Origin of the sequence: Sulfidibacter corallicola (assembly GCF_017498545.1) — a bacterium.
Taxonomy (GTDB): Bacteria; Acidobacteriota; Holophagae; order Acanthopleuribacterales; family Acanthopleuribacteraceae; genus Sulfidibacter; species Sulfidibacter corallicola.
Genome location: NZ_CP071793.1, coordinates 7,902,601 through 7,928,351, shown reverse-complemented (window position 1 = coordinate 7,928,351; position 25,751 = coordinate 7,902,601). Strand labels below are relative to the sequence as shown.

At 60.6% G+C, this 25,751-nt stretch carries 15 protein-coding genes; 11 read left to right on the top strand and 4 right to left on the bottom strand.

Going from position 1 to position 25,751, the window contains the following annotated elements:
• Positions 1-654: 654 nt before the first annotated feature.
• The 3 genes from J3U87_RS24350 to J3U87_RS24340 all read left to right on the top strand — a co-directional run bounded on the left by J3U87_RS24350 (position 655) and on the right by J3U87_RS24340 (position 8,026).
• A complete protein-coding gene (locus J3U87_RS24350; RefSeq protein ID WP_237378385.1) occupies positions 655-2,418 on the top strand; it encodes a right-handed parallel beta-helix repeat-containing protein in 1,764 nt (587 codons plus the stop codon).
• A 520-nt stretch (positions 2,419-2,938) separates the two neighbouring features.
• Positions 2,939-7,696 (top strand): AAA family ATPase, encoded by a 4,758-nt coding sequence (locus tag J3U87_RS24345; protein WP_237378384.1) that lies wholly within the window; start codon positions 2,939-2,941, stop codon positions 7,694-7,696.
• Between the two features lie 96 nt (positions 7,697-7,792).
• Positions 7,793-8,026, top strand: a complete 234-nt coding sequence (locus J3U87_RS24340) for a tautomerase family protein (protein ID WP_237378383.1) — start codon at positions 7,793-7,795, stop codon at positions 8,024-8,026.
• A 548-nt stretch (positions 8,027-8,574) separates the two neighbouring features.
• Here the strand turns inward: J3U87_RS24340 and J3U87_RS24335 are convergent.
• Positions 8,575-10,029 carry an aminotransferase-like domain-containing protein gene (locus J3U87_RS24335; RefSeq protein WP_237384535.1) on the bottom strand — a complete coding sequence of 485 codons (1,455 nt, stop codon included), beginning with the start codon at positions 10,027-10,029 and terminating at the stop codon, positions 8,575-8,577.
• A 280-nt stretch (positions 10,030-10,309) separates the two neighbouring features.
• On the opposite strand from J3U87_RS24335, the gene J3U87_RS24330 reads away from it, so the two are divergent.
• From J3U87_RS24330 to J3U87_RS24305, 6 genes are all read left to right on the top strand, one after another.
• The gene (locus J3U87_RS24330) at positions 10,310-11,251 is read left to right on the top strand and encodes a DMT family transporter (RefSeq protein WP_237378382.1); all 942 of its coding nucleotides are present in this window, start codon (positions 10,310-10,312) and stop codon (positions 11,249-11,251) included.
• A gap of 621 nt (positions 11,252-11,872) precedes the next feature.
• The gene (locus tag J3U87_RS24325) at positions 11,873-13,552 is read left to right on the top strand and encodes a dockerin type I repeat-containing protein (RefSeq protein WP_237378381.1); all 1,680 of its coding nucleotides are present in this window, start codon (positions 11,873-11,875) and stop codon (positions 13,550-13,552) included.
• A 10-nt stretch (positions 13,553-13,562) separates the two neighbouring features.
• Positions 13,563-14,885 (top strand): trypsin-like serine peptidase, encoded by a 1,323-nt coding sequence (locus tag J3U87_RS24320; RefSeq protein WP_237378380.1) that lies wholly within the window; start codon positions 13,563-13,565, stop codon positions 14,883-14,885.
• A 574-nt stretch (positions 14,886-15,459) separates the two neighbouring features.
• On the top strand, positions 15,460-16,188 hold the full coding sequence (locus J3U87_RS24315; RefSeq protein ID WP_237378379.1) for a response regulator transcription factor: 729 nt from the start codon (positions 15,460-15,462) through the stop codon (positions 16,186-16,188).
• Positions 16,178-17,410 (top strand): sensor histidine kinase, encoded by a 1,233-nt coding sequence (locus tag J3U87_RS24310; RefSeq protein WP_237378378.1) that lies wholly within the window; start codon positions 16,178-16,180, stop codon positions 17,408-17,410. Before J3U87_RS24315 ends, J3U87_RS24310 begins: the two co-directional genes overlap by 11 nt.
• Positions 17,411-17,713: 303 nt before the next feature.
• Positions 17,714-21,022, top strand: a complete 3,309-nt coding sequence (locus J3U87_RS24305) for a serine/threonine-protein kinase (RefSeq protein WP_237378377.1) — start codon at positions 17,714-17,716, stop codon at positions 21,020-21,022.
• A 720-nt stretch (positions 21,023-21,742) separates the two neighbouring features.
• Here J3U87_RS24305 and J3U87_RS24300 read toward each other — a convergent pair.
• The 3 genes from J3U87_RS24300 to J3U87_RS24290 form a co-directional block, all read right to left on the bottom strand.
• The gene (locus tag J3U87_RS24300) at positions 21,743-22,093 is read right to left on the bottom strand and encodes a DUF2200 domain-containing protein (RefSeq protein WP_237378376.1); all 351 of its coding nucleotides are present in this window, start codon (positions 22,091-22,093) and stop codon (positions 21,743-21,745) included.
• 266 nt (positions 22,094-22,359) lie between these two features.
• A complete protein-coding gene (locus tag J3U87_RS24295; protein ID WP_237378375.1) occupies positions 22,360-22,593 on the bottom strand; it encodes a hypothetical protein in 234 nt (77 codons plus the stop codon).
• Between the two features lie 24 nt (positions 22,594-22,617).
• Entirely contained in the window at positions 22,618-23,649 is a 1,032-nt protein-coding gene (locus J3U87_RS24290; RefSeq protein ID WP_237378374.1) for a tetratricopeptide repeat protein, read from the bottom strand.
• A 651-nt stretch (positions 23,650-24,300) separates the two neighbouring features.
• Here J3U87_RS24290 and J3U87_RS24285 point away from each other — a divergent pair.
• Positions 24,301-25,341 carry a two-component system sensor histidine kinase NtrB gene (locus tag J3U87_RS24285; protein WP_237378373.1) on the top strand — a complete coding sequence of 347 codons (1,041 nt, stop codon included), beginning with the start codon at positions 24,301-24,303 and terminating at the stop codon, positions 25,339-25,341.
• The gene (locus J3U87_RS24280; protein ID WP_237378372.1) at positions 25,338-25,703 is read left to right on the top strand and encodes a roadblock/LC7 domain-containing protein; all 366 of its coding nucleotides are present in this window, start codon (positions 25,338-25,340) and stop codon (positions 25,701-25,703) included. The genes J3U87_RS24285 and J3U87_RS24280 overlap by 4 nt, the downstream gene beginning before the upstream one ends.
• Positions 25,704-25,751: the final 48 nt, after the last annotated feature.

Sequence of the window (25,751 nt, the reverse complement as noted above, 5' to 3'; positions counted from 1 at the left end):
ACCAAGCCTCGCCGCACCACACAAATCCCTCGCCATGCCGCAACTTGTCGGCAACCAAATTTTCGCCCTCGCCGGGTTATCCCGGATTCACACACTTCACGATGGCGAAAAGTGCGTACACGATCGCGGCTGGTTTAGGAAAAATGACCCTTGAACCACGGGATGCTCGGGGATATCCCATCACACGGGAACCACGTGTCCGCGGATCACACAGATGACCCGAAGTTGGACATCATCATCAGATCCCGCTCACCAGACGACTCGGGTGTCCTGCTTTTTCAATGAAGACCACGAAACATTAAACATTTAATACAAATATATTACACAAAAAAACGCCACCTCGGGTGCACGGGCGGGGAGGAGCCACACCCGCAGCCATGCAAAGCAGGGCGGTTTCTCCCAGAGCACGAACATGTCTTCGTGTGCCTCCGTGCGAGTCGTGGACGAACTTCTTCGCCGATCCCCGAGATTCGTGGGTGTCCCGATCAGATTACTCATTTTTTAATGGTTCGAAAAATTCCGGCCTCGTCATAGAAATGGAGCACCGAACGGCTCGTCAGTCTCGAATCGCTTGAAAATGGCGAGATACCGCATGACGGAGCCTTTTCGGAAGAAAGCGCATTCGGCAGTCGCCGTTTCGCCAAGGAGCGTTCCATGACCAAACTTTTTCTACAAACGATGTTGCTAGGGTTCTTTTTTCTCGAAGGCACCGCCCTTGCGGAAGAAATAAACGTCAAAAACGGGCATTCGGGGTGTGCACCCTGCGCCGCAACCGGTGACGGCACCACCGACGATCTACCGGCCTTGCGAAGCATCGTCCAACAGATGAGCGCCGGGGACACCCTCTACTTCCCCGCCGGTTCCTACCGTTTCAACTTCGACGGCGTGACCGGCGCGGCCCTGAGCATCGACGACCTGGACAACCTCACCATTCGCGGCGACGGCGTGGGCGCCAGCACCATCATCGTCGATCACATGGACAGTGCCGGCGTCGAGGCGGTGGGCACCGCAACCGGTTTCAACATCACCAACTCCAGCGGCGTCACCATTCGCGACCTCACGGTCCGCGGCGACGTGGAAGTGCTGCCCGAACTGCATCCGGACTACAATCCGCCGGGCACGGGCCAGACCGTGATCGAAGACATCACCGATGTGGCGGCAACCGGCATCTTCATCGGCGACGGCTGCCCGAACCTTCTCGTGGAAGATGTGGAGGTCAAGTGGTTCCACAACTTCGGCATCCGGGTGTTCTCGACGGCGAGTACGATCGACAACGACAACATCACCTTGAGGAACCTGTGGATCCACGACATCACCCGCTTCTACGATTTTCAACCGGGCGGCTTCGAACCGGTCGGCTCCACGCCCTACGGTTTTTATGTGCACGGCGTGGGCACGGGTACCATCGCCAACATTCGCATCGCCGATTCTCTTTTCGAGAACATCGGCAACCCCCATCGGCATACCTCTTTCGCGATTTACCTGGGCGATCCGGTCGACAACGTCACCGTGACCCGGAACCGCTTCCACGGAAACCCCTACACTCATGACGAAGAGATCCAGTACCAGCCATCCGCGCTGATCCTTCACGGCGACAGCAAACGCGTTTCCATCTTCGACAACCGCTTCAAGAACCAACGGCTTCACCTCGCCGGCCCGGCGATCGTTTCCAACAACCTGTTCGAGAACTGTTACTACGTCTACGGTTATTGGGAAGGCCTGGTCATCGAGAACAACATGTTCGTGGGCAACGCCAACCCTTTCCTGAACGGGCAGGGCGACCCCGCTCCCGCCTTCTTCCTGTCCATGGGTGAAGACGCGAAGGTGGAGACCCTGGGCTGGATGACCCAAATCACCAACAACCGGTTCCTGACCTACGAAGGCCAACTGGTTTGCGGGATTCGCGGTGCGATTTCCCAACGCCAGTGCATTCTCAACAATACCTTCACCAACTGCAACGTGGGGATTCGCTTGGAGGCCAGCGACTTCGGCGGGCACGTCATCGACGGCAACACCTTCTTCCAGGGCGGACCCTATTCCATCCAGATCTACCACAGTACCGCCAACGGCACGTCCCTCGGTGTTTCCTGGGAGAGCAACCGCATCTCCAACAACAAGTTCATCGATCAACCGGGCACGGGCCGCGCGATCGAGGACGAGTCCGGTTCCGGTCAAGTCATGGTCTACAAAAACAACAGCCTCACCAACCTGACGCTGTTCTCGGCGACACATCCCGATCCTCCCGCCAACGGCTTGGACCTGATCGGTCCGGTCGGGCTCAAGGCCTACACGACCGCGGATCGCAACGACCTGAACACGGCCGAGCTGAATGCGGGAACGCTGGTTTGGGACAGCGACTTGGATGAGGCGTACCTCTGGGACGGCACCAATTGGGTTCCGGTAAGCACGGGGCCCTGACCCGATGCGATGAAGGCCAGTGCGATCCGGAGGACTCGTACCGACAAACCACGACCCGTGCCCATCCCAACCAGCGGTGTATCGCGTTTTTCCACTGAACCGGCCAGGCGCGCCATGCGACGCGTATCCGTCAATGATTTAATGATTTAATGATTTAATGAATTGTAGATAAACGCGTTGCCGAGACCGCCCAGTCGAGACCCGAGATCGTGCCCATCCAGTCGAACCCCAGGGGATGCTGGAATCCGTCCAACGCTGGATGGATACGAGTTAATGGTTGGCGACGGAACACCGACAAAATCAAAGCGATGGGTCGTGACCACCATCGCCGAACCTTTGGCCCTTCACGGCGGCAATCATCACATCGAACCGATCCCCCATTTTGGGTTTCACGCGAGCATTCAGGTTGGTTTCCCTGCCTGGATGCTCTTCCCCATTGGTTGGCCGGCCTTCCCCAAACCATCCCGACCGTCCCGTTTTCGACAAGCCCACACCCGCCTTGACCCGATGAGGAGCGACCATGGAGCTACTTCCACTTGCTCAATTTTTGTTCGAGGAGGCTGTCTACGAGGACCACTTCGTGCGCGTCAATGTGGCTTACCACGTTCCCTCGGGGTCCCGTTACTGGGTGAAGTCATTCCAGCGACCCCTTTCCCTGAATGCCCTGGTCGATCGAGTTGCGTATTTGGCGGAGCACTTGAGCCATGCGCGGTTCTGGCTGATGCCCGAAGCCGTGATGCAGGCCCGTTCCTCGGTCTACACCGCCGTGCGCCGTGAACGCACCAGCGGACACCGCCCCCTTTCCGAACGACTCCTGGCTGACGACAGGGCCTTCATGGATGTGGTGGCGGCGCTTGCCGACATGGTCTACGACTGCCATCGACACGACGTGTTCCACCACCACTGGCTGCAAGCTCGGATCTGGTTCGATCCGCAACACCGAACCGTCCTGGTCGACGGTTTGGAATACCGGGTGCTCGATCAGGCCGACGACCCCGAACTTCGCCAGGCGAACAACCCCACCCTGGCTGACGGCCTGGGCGACCTGCGTCTTCTCGGGTTACGCCTGATCCGTGAGATGGTCAAGGGTCAAGGACCGACCCTTTCGACATCAGAGGTGAAGATCTCGCCCGAAGCCCTGGCGCCGATGCTCTCCGAACGGTTCCCCGATGAATCCGCGCTCGCGGAAATCCTGCGCAAACTGGTCTCCGCGGGAGATCGGTTCGGGTATCGAAGCGGTTTCGACTTCTTGTTGGATGTAAAACGAACGATGGGCCTTCTCCGGCAACGGTCCGGCGCGGCTTTGGTGGTTCCCGCGGACGTGGAAGTCGAGCGCTGGCGGCATGTGGATCTATCCCTGGCTCGGCCGCGACTCCGCCGCTTGATCGCGAAGCTGTTTCGGCGGCGACCGAGCGGTTTGACCATTTTGGAGGTTTCCGGCCAACCTGGATCGGGAAAAACGGCCCTCCTCAGGCATTTGCAGAGCTCGGCTCGCGACCGCCATCTGCGCGTGCTCGATTTTCGAACGGATGTGGTCAGTCCGCCGCGTCCCATGGAGCTGGTCTCGCTCTTGATCGAAGAGGGCCTGGTACTGCTAAGTGCTTCGAACCATGGTGATTGGGATCGAATCCGGAACCGAATCAGCCAGGAAGCGGGGTATTTTTGGAATCGGTTGATCGATCGGATTCCCGGGCTCGACCTGCTCAACGACGGTTCCCAGCCAAGCGTCGGTGAATCCTCGTTCGGCGAGGACCAGCTTCACACGGTGTTCCGAAACCTGTTGGAAGCGGTGGTCACGCATTTGCCGCCCGCCCTGATCGTGGTGGACAGCCCCCAGCGCGTAGACAGCGGCTCCCTTCAATGCCTGATCGACCTTCAGGACGACCTGCCCGGTTGGTATCTCGCCTGCAGCCGCGGGTCCCAGGAAGCAGCCAGCCCCTTGCTCGACAGGTCGAAACGCACGCATCGGTTCTCCTTGAAGCCGCTCACCCGAAACGAAACGGCGCATTTCATCGCCCGGGTTCTCGAAAAGCCCTTGGCCGATGCGGATCCGTTCACCGCCCAGTTCCACCGCTGGGGTCACCGCACACCCGGCGCCGTGCTGGATATCTTGAGGCACATGTACCGAGACCACGCACTGCAACTGGCCGGAGACCATTCGGCCTGGTTATGGGACAAGGGTTGGACGCCCCCCGAAGCCCCTTCCCGGCAACGGTTTGGAACGGCCCTTGCCGAGCTCGCCCTCGTGCCCGAGGACGTGCTGCGCACGCTCGTCGTCGCCGCGTGTTTGGGTGATCTGTTCACCGTGGAACTTCTCCTTTTGGGTCGTGAGGACGACGACATCGTCGCGCATCACGTGAACTGGTTGGAAACCGTCGGTCTCATCGGATCGCTGGAATCCGACGAGCGTCCCCTATCGCTCGTCGGCATCCGCGAACCCATCGACCTCTACGGCAGCCTGGGAACCGGCGAATTGTGGCAGTTCATCGACCCCCAAACCCGGGCCGGGGTGATGAACCTGAAGCACGTGGCCACCGCCGAGATCCACTTGCACATCGCCCTGAGACTGCTCCATGAGGCACGCGTCGAAGCTTGCCCCGCGGAAACCATCGCCAAGCATCTGCTTTTGGGCGATGCGCGCAAACACCGGCGGAAACATCCTCGGTTGATGGCGTTGAACACGGCTCGGGTATTGCGCGAGGCCGCCTGTCATCACCTCGACCTCATGGCCTTCGACCAGGCCGAAGCTTGTCTGGAATTGGCGTTGAACCTCTCGGAGGAGACGGATCGCGAGCACCGGGACATCCGTTTCGAACTCGGCGCCGAACTCGGTGTCATTCTCTACCTCAAGAACGAACGAGGCCCGAGTCGCCGCTTGTTCGAGCGCTTGGAACGCCAGGCACCCAGCCCGGCCCACCGCGCCCGGATCCTCCTCCGACGGTTCCGGCTCTACCACCAGTGTGGCGAATTGAGCGAAGCGGTGACTTTTGGCCTAAAAGTGCTCAAGTTTCACGGGTTCGAGATCCTCGAAGATCCCGAGCGGATGGCTCGAGCCATTCGGCGTCTGGAAAGGGAGATCGAGTCGTGGTTGGCATCGGAAGACACGCGCGCCGGCCAAGTGCGAATCGGCCCGGACACGCTTCCGATCCGCGAGTTGGTCATTCTGGAAATGTTCCCACAGGTCTTCAATGCCGATTCGGATCTGTGGGAATACTTGATTCTCCAACTCTTTCACACCCAACACATTGCAGAAAAAATTGGCTCGAAGGCCTACGTCTGTTCCCTGACCGCCTGGCGGTTCGGCATCCGCGGCGACATTCCGACGGCGATCCGATTGGGGAAAACGAGCCTACAGATGCTGAAGCGCGAAGAGGAACGCGGCGAAGCCCGTTTCTCCCATCAAGTGAAATTCGCGGCCGCCATTCAATGGTATGCCTTCGACCAGGGGTTGCCGGGTGTGGCGGTGCTCCTGAAATCCGCGTACCGGCAAGCCCACGAGGGGCGTGATTGGGCCTTTTGTAACTTCATCCTGGAATGGCATGCCTCGCTGGCGTTTCTTCGCGGTGACCCCCTGAACACCCTCCTGGACCTGGCCACCGAGCAAATCGAGTTCGCCGAGAAAACCAGAAACCACGACCTCGCCTCGGCGGGCCGAGTGTCCAAACACCTGTGGTCCCTGTGTGCCGATCACCCACCGGCAATCGACAGCGAGCCCACGTGGCAAACGTCGATCGATGACCTGCGGGAAAAAGGGTACCGCGGATTGGTCGGCTGGCTCCTGCTCCGCGGGTTCGTGGTCCATGTCCTCTTGGGCCGAACCGGACAAGCGATCACCCTTTTCGAAGAGGTGAAAAGCTACGAGCGTTTTCTGCACGGAACCATTTTGGAACCCATCTATTATGTATTCGCGGCCTACTGCCTCGTCGCCGAAGATTGCCGGGATCGCCAGGCCCATGCCTTCCTGCAAACCGCCCGACACACCCTCGAACGTTGGAAAAATGGCGGCGTCGCGGAATGCCATTGCATGTGCCTTTTGTTGACCGCCTTGCAAGCCGGACTCGACCGGCAACCACCGCCGTTCGATACCCTGTTCGAATGTCTGCGGCAGGCCGGCCTGCAGGGCCTGACCTATGTAGAAAGCCTGTGCAGCCGTATGCTGGCCACTGCCTTTCAACGACAGGACCAGACCCGGAACCACGCATTTTTCGACCAACGGGCCCAACAGGTTCTCGCCGTGTGGGGTGGTGGCGAGGTGATCCGGCAGACGGGGAAATCGACCGAGGCCCCGCCGGAGGAGCCGCAAACGGCAACGATCCCGCTCCCGCGGCCCCCTTTCCAAGCATGGGTGGATATTCTGTCCCTGGAAAACCTCGGCGTCGGCGAGCGCATCGAGTATCTATTACAGGCCGCGGCTTCATCGCAGCCGGCGTCCAGACTGCTTTTGGCGATGTACCGAGATGCCGGCAGGACGCGGTTCAATCCGTCCGGTGGCCAATCGCGGGTGTTTCGGGCGGGACCATCGAGGAAGGAGGTCCCGTGGACCTTCCTTCAGGAGGCTTCTTTTTTCAACCACGACCTGATCGTGGCGGATAGCCGACAATCCCCGCATTGCCTGAGCGATCCCTATTTCGCCCAAGTCGAGCCCATGCACCTGGAGCTCGTTCACGCGCAAAACCACCGTGGTACGCGGGGCTTCCTCTATATCGAACGACCCCAAGGCGCCGAGCCTCCGAACACCAGGCCCTTCAATCGTTTGGTTTGCCAACTCATCCTGCAACTCTACGGGGTCGACGCGTTTCGGCTCGCCAGCCCATCCGAGGACGGCGACCACGGACACCGTGCATTTCCAGAGGGTCTCGGCCCCGTTTTGAGTCGTCCATCCAGCCCTCGGGATTATCAGCGGTGCCTGCGGGCGATTTTCGACCTGCTGCGTGATGAAGATCGGTTCGATGGGCGCGACAGCTTATCGCGACGGGTGTATTGCCTTGTGAAAGAGACCTTGAACCGAGTGCCGGACGAGAGCACTCGGGAAGAAAACGCGGCCAACGCGCCCTTCCTACACGCTGGCGTTCTTTTTCCGTCGCTGTCACCCACGGAAGTCGCGGTTTGCAATCACCTCAAAAACAACCTGTCTTCCAAAGAAGTGGCCGAAAAGATGAACGTCTCGCCCTTCACCATCGAAACCCATCGGCGCCGCATCCGCAAGAAGCTTCAATTGAACCGAAATCAAAACCTGACCAGCTACCTGATGAACAAGTTGAGGCGCCATCCGTCTTGAGCGCGCATCGGGCGGCGTTTCGCACGCGCAAATCCGGCGGGAAAGCGATACACTCGGACGGTCGCCCCATCCCATCCATGCAAGGAGATCGAAACCATGCCCCACATCGTCGTCTACAGCCCACGCCTGACCCGAGAAAAGAAGGTATCCTGCGCTCGGGAACTCACCCATGCCTTCGAACGAACGACCGGCATCTCGGCCGAACACCTGGTGATCCATTTCGAAGAGCACAGTTACGACAACGTCGCCGTGGGCGGGAAACTGCTCACCGATCTCGAACCGGCCTTGGCCGAACGAGAAAAAGCGTTCCGCGAAGGGGTTTCTCCGTAGGCGCGGGGATTTTAGGTGTAAGTCTTTTTTTACCACTGAGTTCGCAGAGGTAACGGAGGCGACGGCGAAGCGCCGGAGGAGACGCTGTTCACCATTTTTTGGGAAGAATGACTGAGGTCGCCAAGAACCACACTTGTTTTCACGAATCGTGAACCCGATCTCGGATACTGCACGCGAAGGTAATCCAAAGATCTGTCATTGATCCAAAAAGGATGGTCGAGCTTAAACCTTGTGATTCAAGCACGTTGCCTTCTCGATTTTTCCGTACCTCTCTCAGCGTACTCAGTGTGCTCTTATGTAACAAACTCTGTAAAGCTCGAAGATAAAGATAAAAACCTAAAAAGGCGGATGTGCAGGGAGTTCGTCGAAAAATGTCGGCCCGGCGGGCCAACTTACTGCAACGACGCCCCTCTCACAAATGCGGGAACTCCCAAACGATACGCTTCGATTAGTTACCCACCTGAAACCCGGGCCCCCGGCCTGGGCGGCGACTCCGTGGTAAAAAATAACCAATGCAGTCATTGCCCTGCACCTGCGAAGCTCTCTCCTCAAAGCGTCGGCATCGGGCTCGCGCTTCGCTCGCGCTGGCTCAACCGCGCCACGGTCTCGCACAACAGGCGGACCGACGCCGCCAATTCGTCCTTGTCGGGATGGCTGAACGTGATGCGAACGTGGGGGCCCAGCACCTCGGTCGCATAACAGAGATCGCCGCTCAGCACGTTGAGACCCTGATAACTCAGCTCGCGTACGGTTTCCGTCGCACGCACGCCATCGGGCAGCCGCATCCAGAGCGTCAGGCCGCCCTCCACCGAAAACCACAACAACCCGTCGGGCGCGTGGCGGTTGAGCTCTTCGACACATATTTGATAGCGCTCGCGAAGCCGCGTGCGCAGCCCCGCGACCACCGGTTCCAACTTCCCGGACTGCAGAAACGAGGCGACCAGGATCTGGGTTACCTGGGGCGATCCCAGGTCCAGGGCCGATTTGTGAAGCAACAGCCGTTTGTGAAAGGGACCGCGTGCCGCCACCGCGGCGATGCGGCAGCCCGGCGACACGATCTTGCTGAAACTCTTGGTGTAGATGACGTGCCCGAACCGGTCGAGCTGGTACAGCGACTCCGGCGGCGGCCCGTCGAAGTAGAGATCGCTCCAGATATCGTCCTCGAGAATGACCAGCCGGTGGTCCTGCGCCAATTGCAGCAGGTGCTCGCGTCGGCGACGGCTCATCACCGCGCCGGTGGGGTTGTGATAGGACGGCATGGTGTACACCAACCGCACCGGATAGTTTTCGCAGGCAGCGGCGAGCAGGTCGGTGCGCAGGCCTTCCTCGTCGACCGGGATCTGTAACAGCCGCACACCCAAGGCGCGGAAACACTCGATGGCCCCCACGTAGGTCGGGGCCTCCACCACCACCGCTTCCCCGGCGCGAACGAAGGCCCGCCCCGCGAGATAGGTGGCTTCCTGGGCACCCGAGGTCACCAGCAGCTCGGCAGGATCCAGGTTCAGGTAGGCGCCCATCGCCGCCAGTACCTCGGGATCGCCGATCGTGGGACTGTAATGCCCCAGCAACCGGCCAGGCCGGCGGGCGAACGATTCCAGAACCTTGGCGAGGCCGCTCATGGGCAACATTTCCTCGCCGATGACCGCGTTGGACAGATCCACCTTGACCCGCCCGCGCGCCACCGGGTTCATCGCCACTTCCGGCACTTCCGGCAACCCGTCGATCAAACCCAACTGCCAATCCGTGGCGCCGCGATCGCGCCGGCCCTTGACCCGTTCCTTCACGAAGGTGCCCCGGCCGTGTTCGCGCGAGATCCAGCCCGCGGATTCCAACTGATCGTAGGCCTTGACGACCGTCATGGGGCTGACCTGAATGTCCTTGGCGAGGCTGCGAATCGACGGGAGCCGCGAACCTGCCGCGAGACCTCCGCTCTGAATGCGTTCGCGCAGGCCGCGAACGATCTGCTCCGTGAGGGTCGCGGGGTTGTCGCGATCGAGCACCATGGCGTCCAAGGTTACCTCCTGGAAATTACGCGACCCGGGCGCCGCGGCGACCCGCCACGCGGGAACATGGCGACCGGAGTCGACCCGATGCGTCCGGTTGACACACCATCTGTTCCACCGCTTTGGGAACTCAACTAGAACACTTAACCAACCTTAAGTAAAAGTTCCAAGAAAATCCAGCAAAAAAGGGCCAAACCGGCCCGCGACGCTTGACCACCTCCAACGAGAGATATATAACACTCACCAGTACAGTACACCCAATTGGGGTGGAGGTGAAAAGATGGCTTATGCCCTGTTCGCACTGATGTGCGCCATCTACGGAACGACGTTCCTGGCGATCAAAGTAGGATTGAATCACGGTCTCGCACCGCTGTTCTCTTCGGGTGTCCGCTTTTTCGCGGCAGCCCTCATCATGCTTTTTTTGTTGCATTTAACCAAAAAACTTCACATCCCCAAAACCGGCCGGCAGTGGTGGGACCTGGTCAAGATCGGCGCCTACACCACCACGCTCTGCTTCGCCGCGGTCTACTGGGGGGAACAGTACGTCTCTTCGGGATTGGCTGCACTGGTTTCGGCCGCATCGCCTCTGGCCATAGCAGTACTGTATAACGCCAGCCAAGGAAAACGTATAACAGTTGGTCAAGGTTTGGGCTTCGGTCTGGCCATGCTCGGTGTTCTAATGGTCGTGTGGCCGACCCTGGATCTCAATGCCTCGACCATGGTCGTGCTGGCCTTGGTCGTCCTGGTGATCGGCGAGCTGTTCTACTCCAGCGGTTCGGTTCAGGGCGCGCGCCTGATTCGCGACAGCGGTATCGATCCCCTCTCCGTCAACGCCTGGCAATCGCTGTTCGGCGGCGTGATCCTAATCCTGTTGTCGCTCGTCTTCGAACCCGCGAGCTGGACGGTCGACGCGTTTGACATCGGTCTTCCCGCTCTGGCCTCCCTCGCCTACCTGACCCTGCTCGGAACCGTCGTCGCGGCCTCGATCTACTTTTGGTTGATGCAGCGAATCAGCCCGCTCTTCGCCGCTACCTGGCTCTACATCTCGCCGGTGATCGCGGTTCTGGCCGGCGCCCTGGTGCTGCATGAACCGATCGGCAACACCACCCTGCCAGGCACGGCGGTCATTCTCACCGGCGTGTTTTTCGCCAACGATGGCCATGGCTTCATCGCGCGGCGGCGCCACGCCGCACGGCAGCGTCGCTTGGCCGGAGGCTGGTAACGCGCGCCCATCCAGAAAGGGTACGGCTGCCACGCCGATCGTTCTGAATGAACGCCGGCCGGACATCGCTAACACGGCCCTGATGACGGACGCCCCGGTTTCGACCATGGGACGGCCCCGCTCCTCGGGGCCGTTTCCCGTTTGGGCTGCGAAGGTACCTCGTGCCCATCCAGAAACGGAAAGATCGTGACGCCCAACGTGGGTTGGCTGGATGGGCACGGTATCAGGTTTCAGGCGTCGGATGTCAGCATGATACATGGCCATGGGAAATGTGCTGATCTGATACCTGCCCGCTGAAAGCAGCTTACATTGGAAACCGGGTCGATCCAGAGGAACCCTTTCAAAATTCGCTGTTTATGGAAGGACCCTGCCTAGAATCCCACCACGGGTGTTCTCCAGGCGCCTGTCGAGACCACGCGCATAAGACGACTTTTTCACGAAATGTAATAATATTGATCTCAATTACTTACATTTTTACACGCCACACAAATCAACTTTTCTCCAGAAATTGTTGGACCATTCTCAGAATAATTCACGCTATCTATACAGTGATCGATCACATAAACGTCTCAAATTCGTCATTCTGACTTTTTAAGGTCATATCTTTTTCTGGAGGTTTTCGTGACATCTCTTCCATGGATTTCCCCCGCGACAAAACCAAAACCCAACATTCCTACCCTGAACACCCTGGCGGTGCTCGGGTTTTTCGTTCTTTCCAGCGTGGCCGCACCGAGCCTGCTGGCACAGAACAACCACCTGGATGCCGCCGACGGCAATCCGGCCAACGCGGTTTGGGTCGACAACGACGGCAGGACCGGCATCAACACCACCCAACCGGAGGCCCAGCTCGACGTGCGCGGCGGGGCCTACATTCAAGGCGGCACCGGCGACGCCAATGGCGACGGGCTGGTCAATACGGTCGACATCCTGCCGTTTCTCCGCGCCGTCGACGGCCAGATCGCCGTTACGCCGGCCGAATACGCGCGCATGGACATCAATGGCGACGGTCGCCTCAGTTGGGACGATTTCGGGATCATGCTCGAACTCGCCTTCGGTAGATCCCGCGAAGAAGCTATTCGCAATGTCGAACGGGGTTACGGTATGAAGTCCAAGAGCACGTTCTACGTCCACAACGACGTCAAGGTGGGACTCGGACTGGAACCCAACGAGCGACTCACGGTCAGCGGGGCCATGAGTCTCCAAATGCAGTCGACATCGCCCAACCACACCGGCAGTTTCGGCAAACTGTACGTCAAGAACGACGGCCGACTGTACTACCGCCACGCCCTGAACGGTTCCGAGACGAGCATCGGCGAAGGGCTCTGGAGCCAAGGCAGCGGTTCGAGCCTGTATTACACGGCCGGCAACGTCGCCATCGGTGGCACTGCGCCCAGCAACCGCCTCAGCGTGTTCGGCAATGCCAACATCACCGGCCGCCTGGGCATCGGCCTGGCTTCGCCGGGTACGGCGCTCGACGTCGACGGCACGGTTCGCGCCGACGAATTCTGCATCGGCGGCGATTGCGTGACGGAGTGGGCTCAGGGCGACATCACCAGCATTCAGACCAACAGCAATTCGGGCATCTTCGTCGGCGGCGGCGACAGCGGCGACGTAATTCTGGCCATGGACTGGGACAACACCCAGAAACGGGTCTACCAGGACTGCGGCGAAGGTTACGCGATCCGCGCCATCCTTTGGGACGGCTCGGTCCATTGCGAACCGGTGGGCGATGGCTCCGGCGGTGGCGATCCCAACTGGGCTGAAACCGGCAACCACGTCTACAACACCAACACCGGCAATGTGGGCATCGGCACCGCGGCACCCCAAGCCAAGCTGGATGTCAACGGTCGCGCCCGCGTGCACACGCTGGAATTGGTGGGTGGTGCCGACCTGGCCGAGCCGTTCCACGTCACGGGCGAAACCCCCGTCGAGCCCGGGTTCGTGGTCGCCATCGATCCGGAGAACGCGGGCCAGATGCGCCTGACCCAAACGCCCTACGATCGTACGGTCGCCGGCGTCATCAGCGGCGCCAACGGCATCGACACGGGCCTGCTGCTGCGCCAGACGGGCACGGTCGCCGACGGTGAATGGCCGGTGGCCCTGACCGGTCGCGTCTACGTCAAGGTCGATGCCGCCCACGGCGCCGTTCGGCCCGGCGATTTGCTGACCACCTCCCCCACCCCCGGATATGCCATGGCGGTCCGCGATCACGCCTTGGCCCAAGGCGCCATTCTCGGCAAGGCCATGACGGGCCTGGATCAGGGCAAGGGGACCGTGTTGCTGCTCGTGGGACTTCAGTGAGGAGGCCACGATGATGCGAACACTCTTCACGACCTGTCTCGCGGTCTTGACCCTCGTACCCGTCGCCTGGGCCCAGTCGAACGGGAGCTGCGACACCCCCAACGAATGCGTCGACCTGGGCATCGACCCCTCGGAAGGTACCCTCGTCTGTTGCTTCACCCTCGTCGATCCGCTGCAACTGGACTGGCTGCGCGTTCGCTTCACCCAGCTCGATCTGGGCGGCGACAGCTTCGTCATCCTTCGATCGGTGACCGATCCCGAGAACTACCAGCGCCTGGACGCGGTCAGCGCCGCACAGTGGCAGAATCGTTCGGCCTTCCTTCGCGGACCCGAGGTGCAGGTTCAGGTTTACGCCGTCGCCGGCGCCGCGGCATTTGCCGAGGCGGAAGTCTACCTGCCGCAGGCCGAGTTGACCAGCCTCAAACGCGATCTCTGCGGCCAGGACGATCGCCAGCTCTGCGCCGATCCGGACGATGACACCTGCGCGCAACGGGCCGTGGCCCGCTTCGTCGGCCTGGGTCCCTGTACCGCCTGGCTGATCGGCAGCGGCGACCTGGTCAGTGCGGGACACTGCTTCGACAATCTCGAGATCCTCGAATTCCAGGTGCCCGCCACGAATGCGAACACGGCACACATCAACCATCCCCACCCGGATCACCAATACGCCTTCGACCCGGCCGGAATCGAACGGGTTCCTAAATGGGAAATCGGCGACGATTGGATGATTTTCCGGGTCTATCCCAACCCCAACACGGGCCTGATGCCGCTCGAGGCGCAACAGGCCTTCTTCCGGGTCAGCGATCAGGGCGACCACCTGAAGGACATGTCGAACGAGTTGTTCAACAGCGGGTTCGGCACCACCCAGGGTCAACCCTCCGGGCATCGGCAACGCCACAAGGCGATGCAGACCGGTGAGGGCGAGTTGCTCGAAATCGCCGGTACGACGGTCACACACCGCATCGATACCGAATCGGGCAGTTCGGGCAGTCCGCTCTACGAGCGCATCGGTGAAACGCAGGTTTCGATCGCGATCCACACCAACGGGGGATGCGACTCGAACATTTTCCTGCGCAACCACGGCACCTCGCTGCGCAACCTGGGGTGGCAGGCGGCGCTCGCCAGAACCACCAGCGGCGAACGCTACGTGGACGGAGCGCATCCGGTCCCCGGAAACGGCAGCCTGTTGGGCCCCTACGCGGACGTGCAGGACGGGGTGGACCTCGCCCCCGACGGGACCCGGCTGCTCATCGCGCCAGGAACGTACCAGACCGACGTGCTGCGCGGTGAGGGTATCGTCCTGGAACCCATCCACGGCACGGTGATTCTCGACTGATCCCCGTTGCCACCATTCGGGCCGCCCTTGCCGGGGCGGTCCTTTTCCCGGAGCGTCTTCGAAAATCCGTGTGAATCCGTGTGATCCGTGGGCAAACTTCTTCACCCTGTCTCACGGCCGTTTGATCGAGCAAAAATTTTTTCCACGAATCACACGGATGACACGAATATGCACCCATCCACGATTTCCCACGATTGTCCCCTCTTGGTTCACAATCCAGCTTAAGGCTATTTAAATCAAACGCTTCCACTTGACTGTCCCCGCAAACCCCCCCGCAAACCCGCAATTCCCCCCAGCGCTCGATCAATCCCACGGTTATCTGTGGGACTTCCCGGAATCCTTTTCAGTCCTTTTGCTTCGTGGACAAATTTCTTCGACCAGCCCCGATCTTGGCCACATCACCGCCGGCCGTCCTACCAGGTCGCGCGTCTCCATGCCGTCTAGGCTTGACATCTGCCTTGCCGCATGGTGAAACGTAGGAAGCAGCGACACACGTCACAATCTCACGCAATGAACGCTTCCGCGGCACGGACGCATCGTTCTCACCCGGCGCCGCGGGCATCGGAGGCATCGAGTGCCGTCCACATCGGAACCCCTGGGAAAACAGGTCTTGCTGGTCGAGGACGACCGCGAACAGTCGGCCTTGTTGACCGACTTTCTCACGAGCCGCAACTATCGGGTCTCGCAGGCCTTTACCGGCGCGCAGGCGCTGTCGACCGAGGATTCCGGCGATCCGCCCGATTTCGTTTTGCTCGACCTCAACCTGCCCGATGCCGACGGGGTTTCGCTGTGTCCGCAACTCAAGGCCCGCTTTCCCCAAGCCTTCGTGGTCATGCTCACCGCCCGCAAGGAGGAGATGGATCGCATCATCGGCCTGGAGGTGGGCGCCGACGACTACATGGTGAAACCGTACTCCCTCCGCGAGTTGGAGACCCGGATGCGGGCCATCCTGCGACGCCACACCGCGCGACCCACCACCGCGGAGACCGCCGAGCCCGAAGACCGCTGGGAGCGCGGCAATTTCTCGCTCGACAAGGGCACCTGCACCGTTTCATTCGACGGCACCACCATCCCGTTGACCGCTCAGGAGTTGCGGGTCCTTTCGTGGCTCGTGCGTCACCCGGGCCGCATATTCAGCCGGGATCGCATCATCGAAGCCTGTTGGGAGGAAGATATCCACGTGACCGATCGCGTGGTCGACGCCATGGTCGCCCGCATTCGCAAAAAACTCAAAAAGTCGTTCGGGCGTCCGTTCATATTCACCAAACACGGCATGGGCTACGGGTGGCGTCTTGAGAGTTGATGCCCATCGCGAGCTGCAACGGCGCCACACGGCCCTGCTGTTGCTCACCGGCCTGATTGCCTGTCTGGCCTTGGCCGCGGTGTTTTTGGTGGTGCTGCGGCGGCTGGTCATCGCCGATCTGCGCACCGCGATGGCCACGCTGATCCTGGTTCAGGACGAAGCGCACGACATCGTTCTGGACCATTTGAACCGCACCTACACTTTTCATCAATTGATCTGGGACCACGAACAATTTCTTCACGATTCGGGGGTGAAGCCGACACCGAAACTCAGGGAGCGCCTCAGCACCTGGCACGGCCGTCTCGAAGACGGGGAACAGACTTGGACCATCGCCCTGTTGGCCGGTGATTGGAAGCTGTTGTGGCTCGCCCGTCACGAGGAACGCCTGCTCGCCGTCAGCCGCCGCAACGACAAGCTGTGGTTCACCTTCCTTTCCTACGGGGTCCTGGCTTCGCTGGTGATGGTGATGATCTGGCACCGTCGCAGCGGCTTGCTGTTCCTGCTCGATCCCGTGACGCGTGAAATTCGCTTCTACCACGAGCTCGACCGCGCCAAGGAGGCTTTTTTCGCATCGGTGTTCCACGAGCTGGGCACCCCGCTCACCAGCTTGATGTCGCGACTGGAATTGGTTCTTTCCAAGATAGGCGATTCTCGGGAACGTCGCGAATTGGAGAAGATCTACCTGGACGCCATGCGCCTGTCCCATTTGAGCGACGACCTGCTGCAACGGGCGCGCTTCGACATCGGCAGCGACCGCCTCAACCTCGATCAAATCCACGCGACCGACCTCATCGAGAATCTCTCGGTCCGGCTCGAAGTGCTGTTGCAACACCACCAGCGTGAACTGACATGGGACCCCGCCGAAGACCTGGTCTTCCACGGGGATCGACTCAAGCTGGAGCAGGCCCTGACCAATTTGATCACCAATTCGGTCAAGTACGCGAAACCCGGGAAAATTCAGATCCATGCGCGTCGCGATCGAGGCCGCGTGATTATGGAAGTGATCGATCCCGGACCGGGTTTCGACCCCCAACACCTATCCCGAATGACCGCACCGTTCACGACGGGCAGTTTCCCCAATTTGGCGCAACGGATGGCCAGTACGGGGCTCGGCCTGTGGCTGGTCCAGCAAATCGCGGAGGCACACGACGGCGTGCTGCATTTCAGCCGAACCGAGACCGAATTCACGGCCCACCTGGAGTTCCCTGACCGGCAGACATAGACACGACGGTAGCGACGATCCGTTCCCGCACCGCCGCGCTGCCCGCGGTGAGCGACGCCCGTCCGGAGCCCGCAACACTAGGCGCTTCACGGCGTTTGTGCTACATATTAGATGTTCCATTCATCTTTCCCTTCGCCACGGCGTGGATGCCGCACCGTGGCCACGGCCGTCGTCCTTCACTCCGCGGGTCCCTCCCGTGTCACCCCCTCCGATTTGAAGCGGCCCATCCCCACATCCCAGCCGAAACCCCACAACTTCGATGCCCGTTTTCGGTTGTCGAAAGCTCTCCACCGGAATGCGTCTATGGAATCTGACCGCGACCTCTTTCGCCTGGACAGCCTCGTGGCCAGGGGCACGATGGCCTCCGTGTGGCGTGGCCGGCACCGGAACGGCAATCCCATCGCGATCAAATTCCTCACCGCGCACAATGCGCGCGATCCCCTCTTCCGCCAGGCCCTGATCGACGAGGTCCAGGCCACCGCCGCCCTCAATCACCCCAACGTGCTGCGGGTTCTCGACTACGGTCGCCTTTCGGCCGACCACCCCGCGCTGTCCTCGCTCGATCTCCCGGCCGACACGCCCTACCTGCTCAGCGAGTGGGCCCAAGGCGGCGCCCTGCACGAACGAACCCCACCCGTCGATTGGCCGACCGTACGCGATTACCTGACCGCCCTGCTCTCGGCCCTGGGGCACGCCCACGCCCGCGGGCTGATTCATCGCGATTTGAAACCCGCCAACCTGTTGATCCAGTTACACGAAGCCGGGCCGACGCTCAAGTTGGCCGATTTCGGCATCGCCCACGCCATCGAGAACACCCAGATCGCCGGCGATGTACTTTCCTGGGGCACGCCGACCTACATGGCTCCCGAACAGTTTTTGGGCGAATGGCGCGATTTCGGACCCTGGACGGACCTCTACGCCCTGGGATGCCTGGTCTTCGAATGGGTCTCCGGGGCACCGCCCTTCAAGGAGGTGTCGCCCATCGCCTACACCTATGCCCATCTCCACAAGGACCCGCCGCCCCTGGTGCCGCGCTTCCCGGTACCCGACGGCCTCGCGCAATGGCTGCAGGCGACCCTCGCCAAAGGCATCGGCCGACGTTTTCAAAGCGCCGCCGAAGCCGGCTACGCCCTCCAATGCCTGGATGGTCACGCAGCGGCCGACTCCCCTCCGGAGCGAGGTGCCTTTCTTCCCCCGCTCACGCCCCCGATTCCGGTAAGCCCGCCACGGCTGGAGGAGACCACCTTCACCGCCGACACCGACACCACCGGGCTCGGTGTCTTCAGCTACCGGGAAGTGCCCCTGGTCGGCCGCGTCGACGAGCGCCGCGCCCTTTGGGATGCACTGCGCCTCGCCATCGAGCACCGCCAACCACGAGCGGTTGTCCTGCACGGACCGGCCGGCACGGGCAAGAGCAGGCTCGCCCGCACCCTCGGCGAGCAGGCCCACGAAACCCTGGGCGCCTCGGTCTTTCGGGCCACCCACCATCCGGGACGTTCGGGCGCCTATCACGGCATGGAATCGATGGTGCGGCGCAAATGCCGGGCGATCGGCCTGGACCACGCCTCGGTAATCCAAAACCTGAATCATTTCAAGATCATGCGTCCCTGGATGAACGAGGCGTTGAGCCGCGATTTGCAGCGTTTTTTCGACGTCGAAGTACCGCTTTCCCCATCGGAGCGTCACCAAATCGTGATTCGACTGATCGAGGGCGTGGCCGCCCAGCGACCGGTCGTGCTCTGGCTGGACGACGTGCAATGGGGTCTGGAAGCCCTGACGGTCACCCACCAGATTTTGGAGCGCGTGCACGCGCCGGTACTGGTCGTCCTGACGGCTCGCGACGAGGCCCTGCCCGCGGAGAGTCCGGAATTCGCGGCCCTACAGGCCCTGAACAGGTCGCCCCGAGTGACCGGGCTCCAGGTCGGCCCGCTGCCGCAGGCCGACCGCGCGACCCTGATCCGGCGCATCCTGGGCCTAGCCCCGCAGCTCGCCGCCCAAGTGGAAACCCGCACCGCCGGCAATCCGCTCTTCGCCACCCAGCTCATCGCCGACTGGATCGACCGCAACCTGCTGCGCACCGGGCGTCACGGGTTCGAACTGGTCGAGGGCGCCCACGAGGCCGCTTCCCTCCCCGAGGATCTGCACCAGGTCTGGCGCGAACGGGTGACGGCGATTCTCGAACCCATGGGCAACGACCAGATCGCCCTGGAGTTGGCGGCGGTCCTGGGCCAGACGGTCTTCGCCACGGAATGGGACACGGCCTGCCGACTCGCCGGCCTGACCCCTCGCGAGGATCTCTGGACGGAGCTGACCCGCGTCCACTTGGCCGTGCGCGAGGAGAACGGCTGGTCTTTCGTTCACGGCATGCTGCGCGAGAGCCTGGAACGCATCGCCCGCGAACAGGGGCGTTGGTCTCATTTCAACCGCATTTGCGCCGCCGTGCTGCAACCCGCCTACGAGCGCGGCGAACGCGGCACGGCCGCTCGGCTGGGCCTCTACCTGGCCGAAACGGAGGAGCCCTTGGACGCACTGGAGCCTTTGCTCTGCGGCGCCAACGAGATGCGCGAATCCAGCGATTACCAACGCGGTCACGCCCTGCTGAATGCGCGCGAGGCCATCATCGAACGCCAGGAACTGGCGCAGCCGGCCCACTTCCCGGGATGGATCCTGCGCTCGCGCATCTGTCTTCACCAGGGCCTGGTCGACGAGGCCAGTAGCTGGGCCGTGCGCGTGGTCGACGCCTGCCGACGACACGAGGGTGCCCAGGACCGCAAAGAGCGCGTCGAGGCACTGCGGCTCCTGGGCGATGCTGCCCGCCGACGCGGCGATCTCTCCCGAGCGGCGGAATTGTACGAATCGGTCACGGTCCTGAAGGAGGCGGCCGATCCCCACGCCTTGGCCGCCGGGAGCTGGGGGCTGGGCGACGTGCTCCGCCAACAGGGTCACTTCGCCCGTGCCTTGGAACTCTTGGAAGACAGCCTCCGGCTCTACCGCACCATCGGCGACGATCACGGGGTCGCCGACGTCTGGGTGGGTCGCGGCGATGTGGCCCGACAACGCCGCGAGTGGGATCGAGCCGGCGCCGCCTACAGCGAAGCGGAAGCAATCTTCGGTGCCCGAGGAAACCGCTATGGGGTGGCGCGAACCCAAAACGCCCGAGGCGATCTGGCGCGCCTGAACGGTGATTTCGATTTGGCGGAACGGCTCTACGTGGCGTCGCTGACGACCCTGACCACGATCGACTCGGCAGAGGCACTGTACCCGCGCCTGAACCTCGCCCTGAACGCGGTCGCTCGCATCAACCCGAAAGAGGCGTCCAAACGATTGCATCTCCTCAAGTTGGATCTGGCCCGCAAGAGCTGGACGGGCCTGATCGCCTACGCGGATCTGATTGGGGCCTGGTGCCAACTGGTGGGCGGTCAGGGCGAAGTGGCGAATCGGATCGAGCGCGCGGCGGCTTACTTCCACAGACATTCCATTTCGGACCCGGACGCCCTGTTCATGTTCGAGCACCTGGCCTCCGTGGCCACCCCGGAAAGCGCACTGACGCAACCGATCGCGGAGGCGATCGCCTTTCAGAAGAGGGATCTCGGCTCGCAAAAATCTCCTTGAATCGGGAAACAAGCGCAGGTGGTTTCGGGTAAGGGGGATGCTTCGTAGGGGCAGGGGTCCTTATACATAAGTCCTTTTTTACCACAGAGTCGCCGCCCAGGCCGGGGGCCCGGGTTTCAGGTGGGTAACTAATCGAAGCGAATCGTTTGGGAGTTCCCGCATTTGTGAGAGGGGCGTCGTTGCAGTAAGTTGGCCCGCCGGGCCGACATTTTTCGACGAACTCCCTGCACATCCGCCTTTTTAGGTTTTTATCTTTATCTTCGAGGTTTACAGAGTTTGTTACATAAGAGTTCTCGGAGATCGCGGAGGCGGGTGCGAAGTAGCGGAGCAGGCTCTCTTTACCCTATCCTGGGAATGAAACAGGAATCCTTGAAGATCGGAAGCCAGGAAAGGACAAGCATTTGGCGGCACACCACGGCCATGCTTTACCTGATTTCGATTTTTTCTGGCTTCCTGATATTGCTTTAAAGTCTGTCCACGAATCACACAGATTGACACGAATGAAAAAACCATCCTCGAATCCTGTATTCCTGATTTTTTGAAGGACCGGCGGTACTGCGAGATACCATTCCGTGGAAATGTTTTGATTCGTGTAAGTCGAGTGATTCGTGGACCATATTGTCCCGTTCCAGTTGGGAAATCACAGCCTTTGAATGTAAAGAGATCTGCATGTTCGCGCGGGTTGCCTCGCTCACTGTCCGATACATTGGGGCTGCCCGCTCACTTTCGTAATATTTTCTCCATCGCTTTCCCCCTGGCCAGCTCATCGATCAACTTATCCAGGTAGCGAATTTCCCGCATGGTCGGCTCTTCGATGTTTTCCACTCGGACACCGCAAACCACGCCCTTGATCAACTCTCGCGAAGGATTCAGTTGCGGCGCTTCCGCAAAGAAGGTCTCAAAATTGGTCTTTGCCTCCAGCAGGGCCTCCAACGCTTCCTGCTCATACCCTGTCAACCAACGAATGATTTGGTCCACTTCCGTTTTCGTTCGTCCTTTTTTCTCCGCCTTTGCAACGTAATGGGGATAGACACTTGCGAAGCTCATCGTATAAATCCGATGTTTTTTCATGACACCTTCCTGATTCAAATCTCTTCCCGATCTCAGGGTCCCTCCCCGGCGAGGGAAACCCATCGAGAAACATGCCTGAACCTTGGCCACGATCTTGGCCGGCCAACAGCCGGAAGGACCGGTGTTTTCCTGTGGATCGATTATTTAACGAACCCCGAATTTTGCCCACCAAAATCTGGATACACGGAGACCGTTCGCCGGTCATGGGCGCAGAAGAAAAAATGCCGAGTTGGGACGAGGCCTGGATGAGGATCGCGAGCGGGAATTTAGGAGCCGTTGTCGTCGTCGGGCAGATCGTTGACCGGCGGAATGGATGATTCCAGATTGCCGGTGTCGGTATAGGTCGCGAAGGTCGGGCTTTCCTGACCGGCGGAAAGCTCCACTTGATCGTCTTCTGAAAAAAGGGCCGTGTCAGGTTGTGGCTCCTGGCTCGGTGTAACTGCCACGGGCGTGGCTTGGCTGGCAAGGGGCGTCAGGGACAGGTCGACGGGGTCTAACACGGTGGTTGCTCCTTACAAAGTACATCAATGGTGATGCGCGGTGAGATCGGGACAGGGGGTGTTTTCAATCGTTTGCAACAGTTTTTTCAGCATGCGGCCGCCGGGATTGGCGTTCGCCCAGGCGAGCGTGGCCCGCTTGCGCGAAGTCGCGTCCGCCTCGTGATTATTGCATTGGGAGAGCTTCATCAGGGTGATGTCGTTGAGTGCACGAACGTAGGCGCGGTGGTCGTCGTGACTGGTGCGCTCCCAGATGGTATGGGCCATCTTGTACGCTTTTTCGGGGTTGCCGGCAAGCAGGAACAGTAGGGCGGTTTTGGCCTCGGCCTGTTCCGCCAAGAGGCGATTGCCGTTGTTGACGAAGGCATCATAGCTTTGGCGGGTCATGGTAAGAGCTTGAAAATAGTTGCCTTGGGCGAGATTGAGCGAGCCGAGCAGATCGTAGTAGGCGCCGAGCGAATAGGGCTTTTTGCCCAATGCCTGCAGGCGACCGTTGGCCTCGATGGCCGCGTCGAGATGCGACTGGGCGGCGTCGTATTCACCCCGATTGAGACGGACATTGGCCAGGATCATGTGATTCAGGTATTCGCCGCCCGCCATGCCGTCCAAGGATTGGTAAATCGCCAAGCTGGAGAGGCTGTCCTGCTCGGCGGCCTCCAGATCGTAGGCAGCCAAGTGGATTTGGCTGGTGAGGTAATAGGTGCGCGCCCGGATTTTCGGGGGCGGCTCGCTGGCCAATAAGAAGTGTGCGTCCTTCAATGCGACGGCGTGGTTGCCGCTGACCCACTGGGCATAGGCGAGGCCGTATCGATATTGGGCCTCGTCGGTTTGGTCGGCCAAGCTTTCGAACCAGTGTTTGGCCCCGGCAATATCGCCCGATCGCAGCAATCGGTTGCCCAGGCTGTAGGGCGAAATCTCGTGTTTGTCGGCAAACGCGATGGCGGCAGGCGCGCCTTGTTCCTGCAGGACGGCAAGCGCTTTGGTGGCGGTCTCGTCATCCCAAGCGAAACAGTTGAGGCCGATGGCGATGACAAACAAATATAGAGTGATGAGTCTCATAGGCTCCCCGGCATAAATGAAATGAGCAAGGGCAGGGAAATTTTCGCAACAGGTACCCGGCAGGAATCACATAGAGCGAGCAAAGCAATGCGCAGGCGACTGCCGGGCATTTCGCGCGGCAACGGCAATTATTGACTGTGGATCCTACCACAGCCTCATGCGACCATGCTACATGCCGAAAGCACAGAATCGCACGTTAATTCAAAAAAAGGTTGAAAGCAAAACGCAAGCATGTCTCTTGGGAGCGGTCACCTGATTCATGGAACGGTTTTTTTCCCATGGACGCCAGCGCCTGATTCGGGGACGGATTTTGTCCCGTAGGCGGGACATTCCCGCATCGGGAACCCCAACATGTAGGCTGATCCGACTGTGCGACCTCGACTACTGGGAATCGACTCAGCTTCGAATGGGCTAAATTGTGTCTTTTTGCACAACCGCGGAAGCGGATTGGGAGATTTTTCGCAATGCGCGCGGTCACATCCTCGCCCTCGAATGCCCTCTCGTGCAGCCATCCTTTGGGGCACAAGGATTTTCCAAACAGGCATAGCTGTTGCTCTTTGAGCCGAAATGAAAAATGGGCCACTTCAGAAAACCCGCAACCGCTCGCTGCCGAGCCATGCGGAGGCCTCGGCCCACCTTGCGGAGGATCGATTGGAAACAGGGTTTCGCCTGCTATTCGAATCATTGGACGAGGCATTGTTGCTCCTGGACGGCAACCAACGCATTCGTCGTGTCAATCGAGCCTCCGAATCGGTGACCGGCATCTCGATTTCCGACATGGAAGGCGCCCCGTTCGCGGACTTGTTCTTTCCCCTGGAGGATTCCGCCCTCGAACAACGCCGTCCTTTCTCGCTTACCCGCGACCTTCAATTCCCTAACCGCGAAGCATCCATCTACTCCTTTCGGATCAAACCTTTGCCCGCACTGCAAGATCGCATCGATTCAGCCTGGTTGGTGCATTTCCGAGACGAAGGCGCGCTCTCCAAACTTCACCAGGAGCGCGACCGTCTGATGGAGATGGCCACCCTGAACGACATCCTTCCGACCTTCCTTCACGAATTGAAAAACCCGCTGGCCTCGGTCATGGCGATCGCCGAGCTCATGTTGGAAGAACTTCCCGCCGGTGCGAACCGCGAGGCGATGGAAGGCATTCTTCACGAGACCCGTCGCATGAAGCTCGCGTTCGAAGGACTGGGCAATCTGTCGCGCAACCTCAGTTGCAGCACGGAACACCACATCGGCCTGGCGCTCATGGAGGCCTGCGGCATTTTTCAACCGCTGTTCGAACGATTGAGTATCGATTTCCAAGTGGATGTCGCACCCCTGCCCCCCTTGCCGCTGCAGGTGGGTGGCATCCGCGGCATCCTGTTCAACCTGTTGACCAACGCCAAACAGGCCTGTAAAGCGGGCGACCGCGTGACCGTCGAAGCCGGCATGAACGAATCCGGAAACGTCTTCCGGTTTTCGGTCACCGACACCGGCGTGGGCATGCCGCCCGAGGTGGCCGCCCATTGCACGGACCTGTTTTTCACCACCAAACCCATGGGCAGCGGCATCGGCATGGCGTTATGCCGAACCGCGCTCTCAAAACTCGACGGGAAGTTGGGCATCGAATCCGAACCGGGGAAAGGGACCCGGGTCTCGGCGGAGATTCCCATTCAGCGATCCCATGAAAGGAGTACGGCCCGATGAGCCGCATCGAACAAATCAACGAAATACTGCGCTACATGCAGGGGGGCACCCCGGATGTGGAAGGGTGTGCCGTGGTAAGCGAGGACGGTCTGATGATCGCCTCGGCCTTTCCCGCAGCCTACGACGACGGCCGCGTGGCCGGCATGACGTCCACGCTGCTGAGTCTGGGAACCCGCACCGCTCAGGAACTGGATCGGGGCGACCTGGAACAGGTGTTCGTCAAGGGGCGCGACGGCTACGTGATTGCCATGAACGCCTCCGAAGGCACCGTGCTGGTGGCATTGACCAATGCCCGCGCCAAACTGGGCCTGGTGTTCCTCGACATGTGCCGAGCCGCCGAACAACTGGGAAGACTTCTCTGATTCACCGAGCTCGACGAGGGTTCTCTCCACATCGATTCATTTGAAACC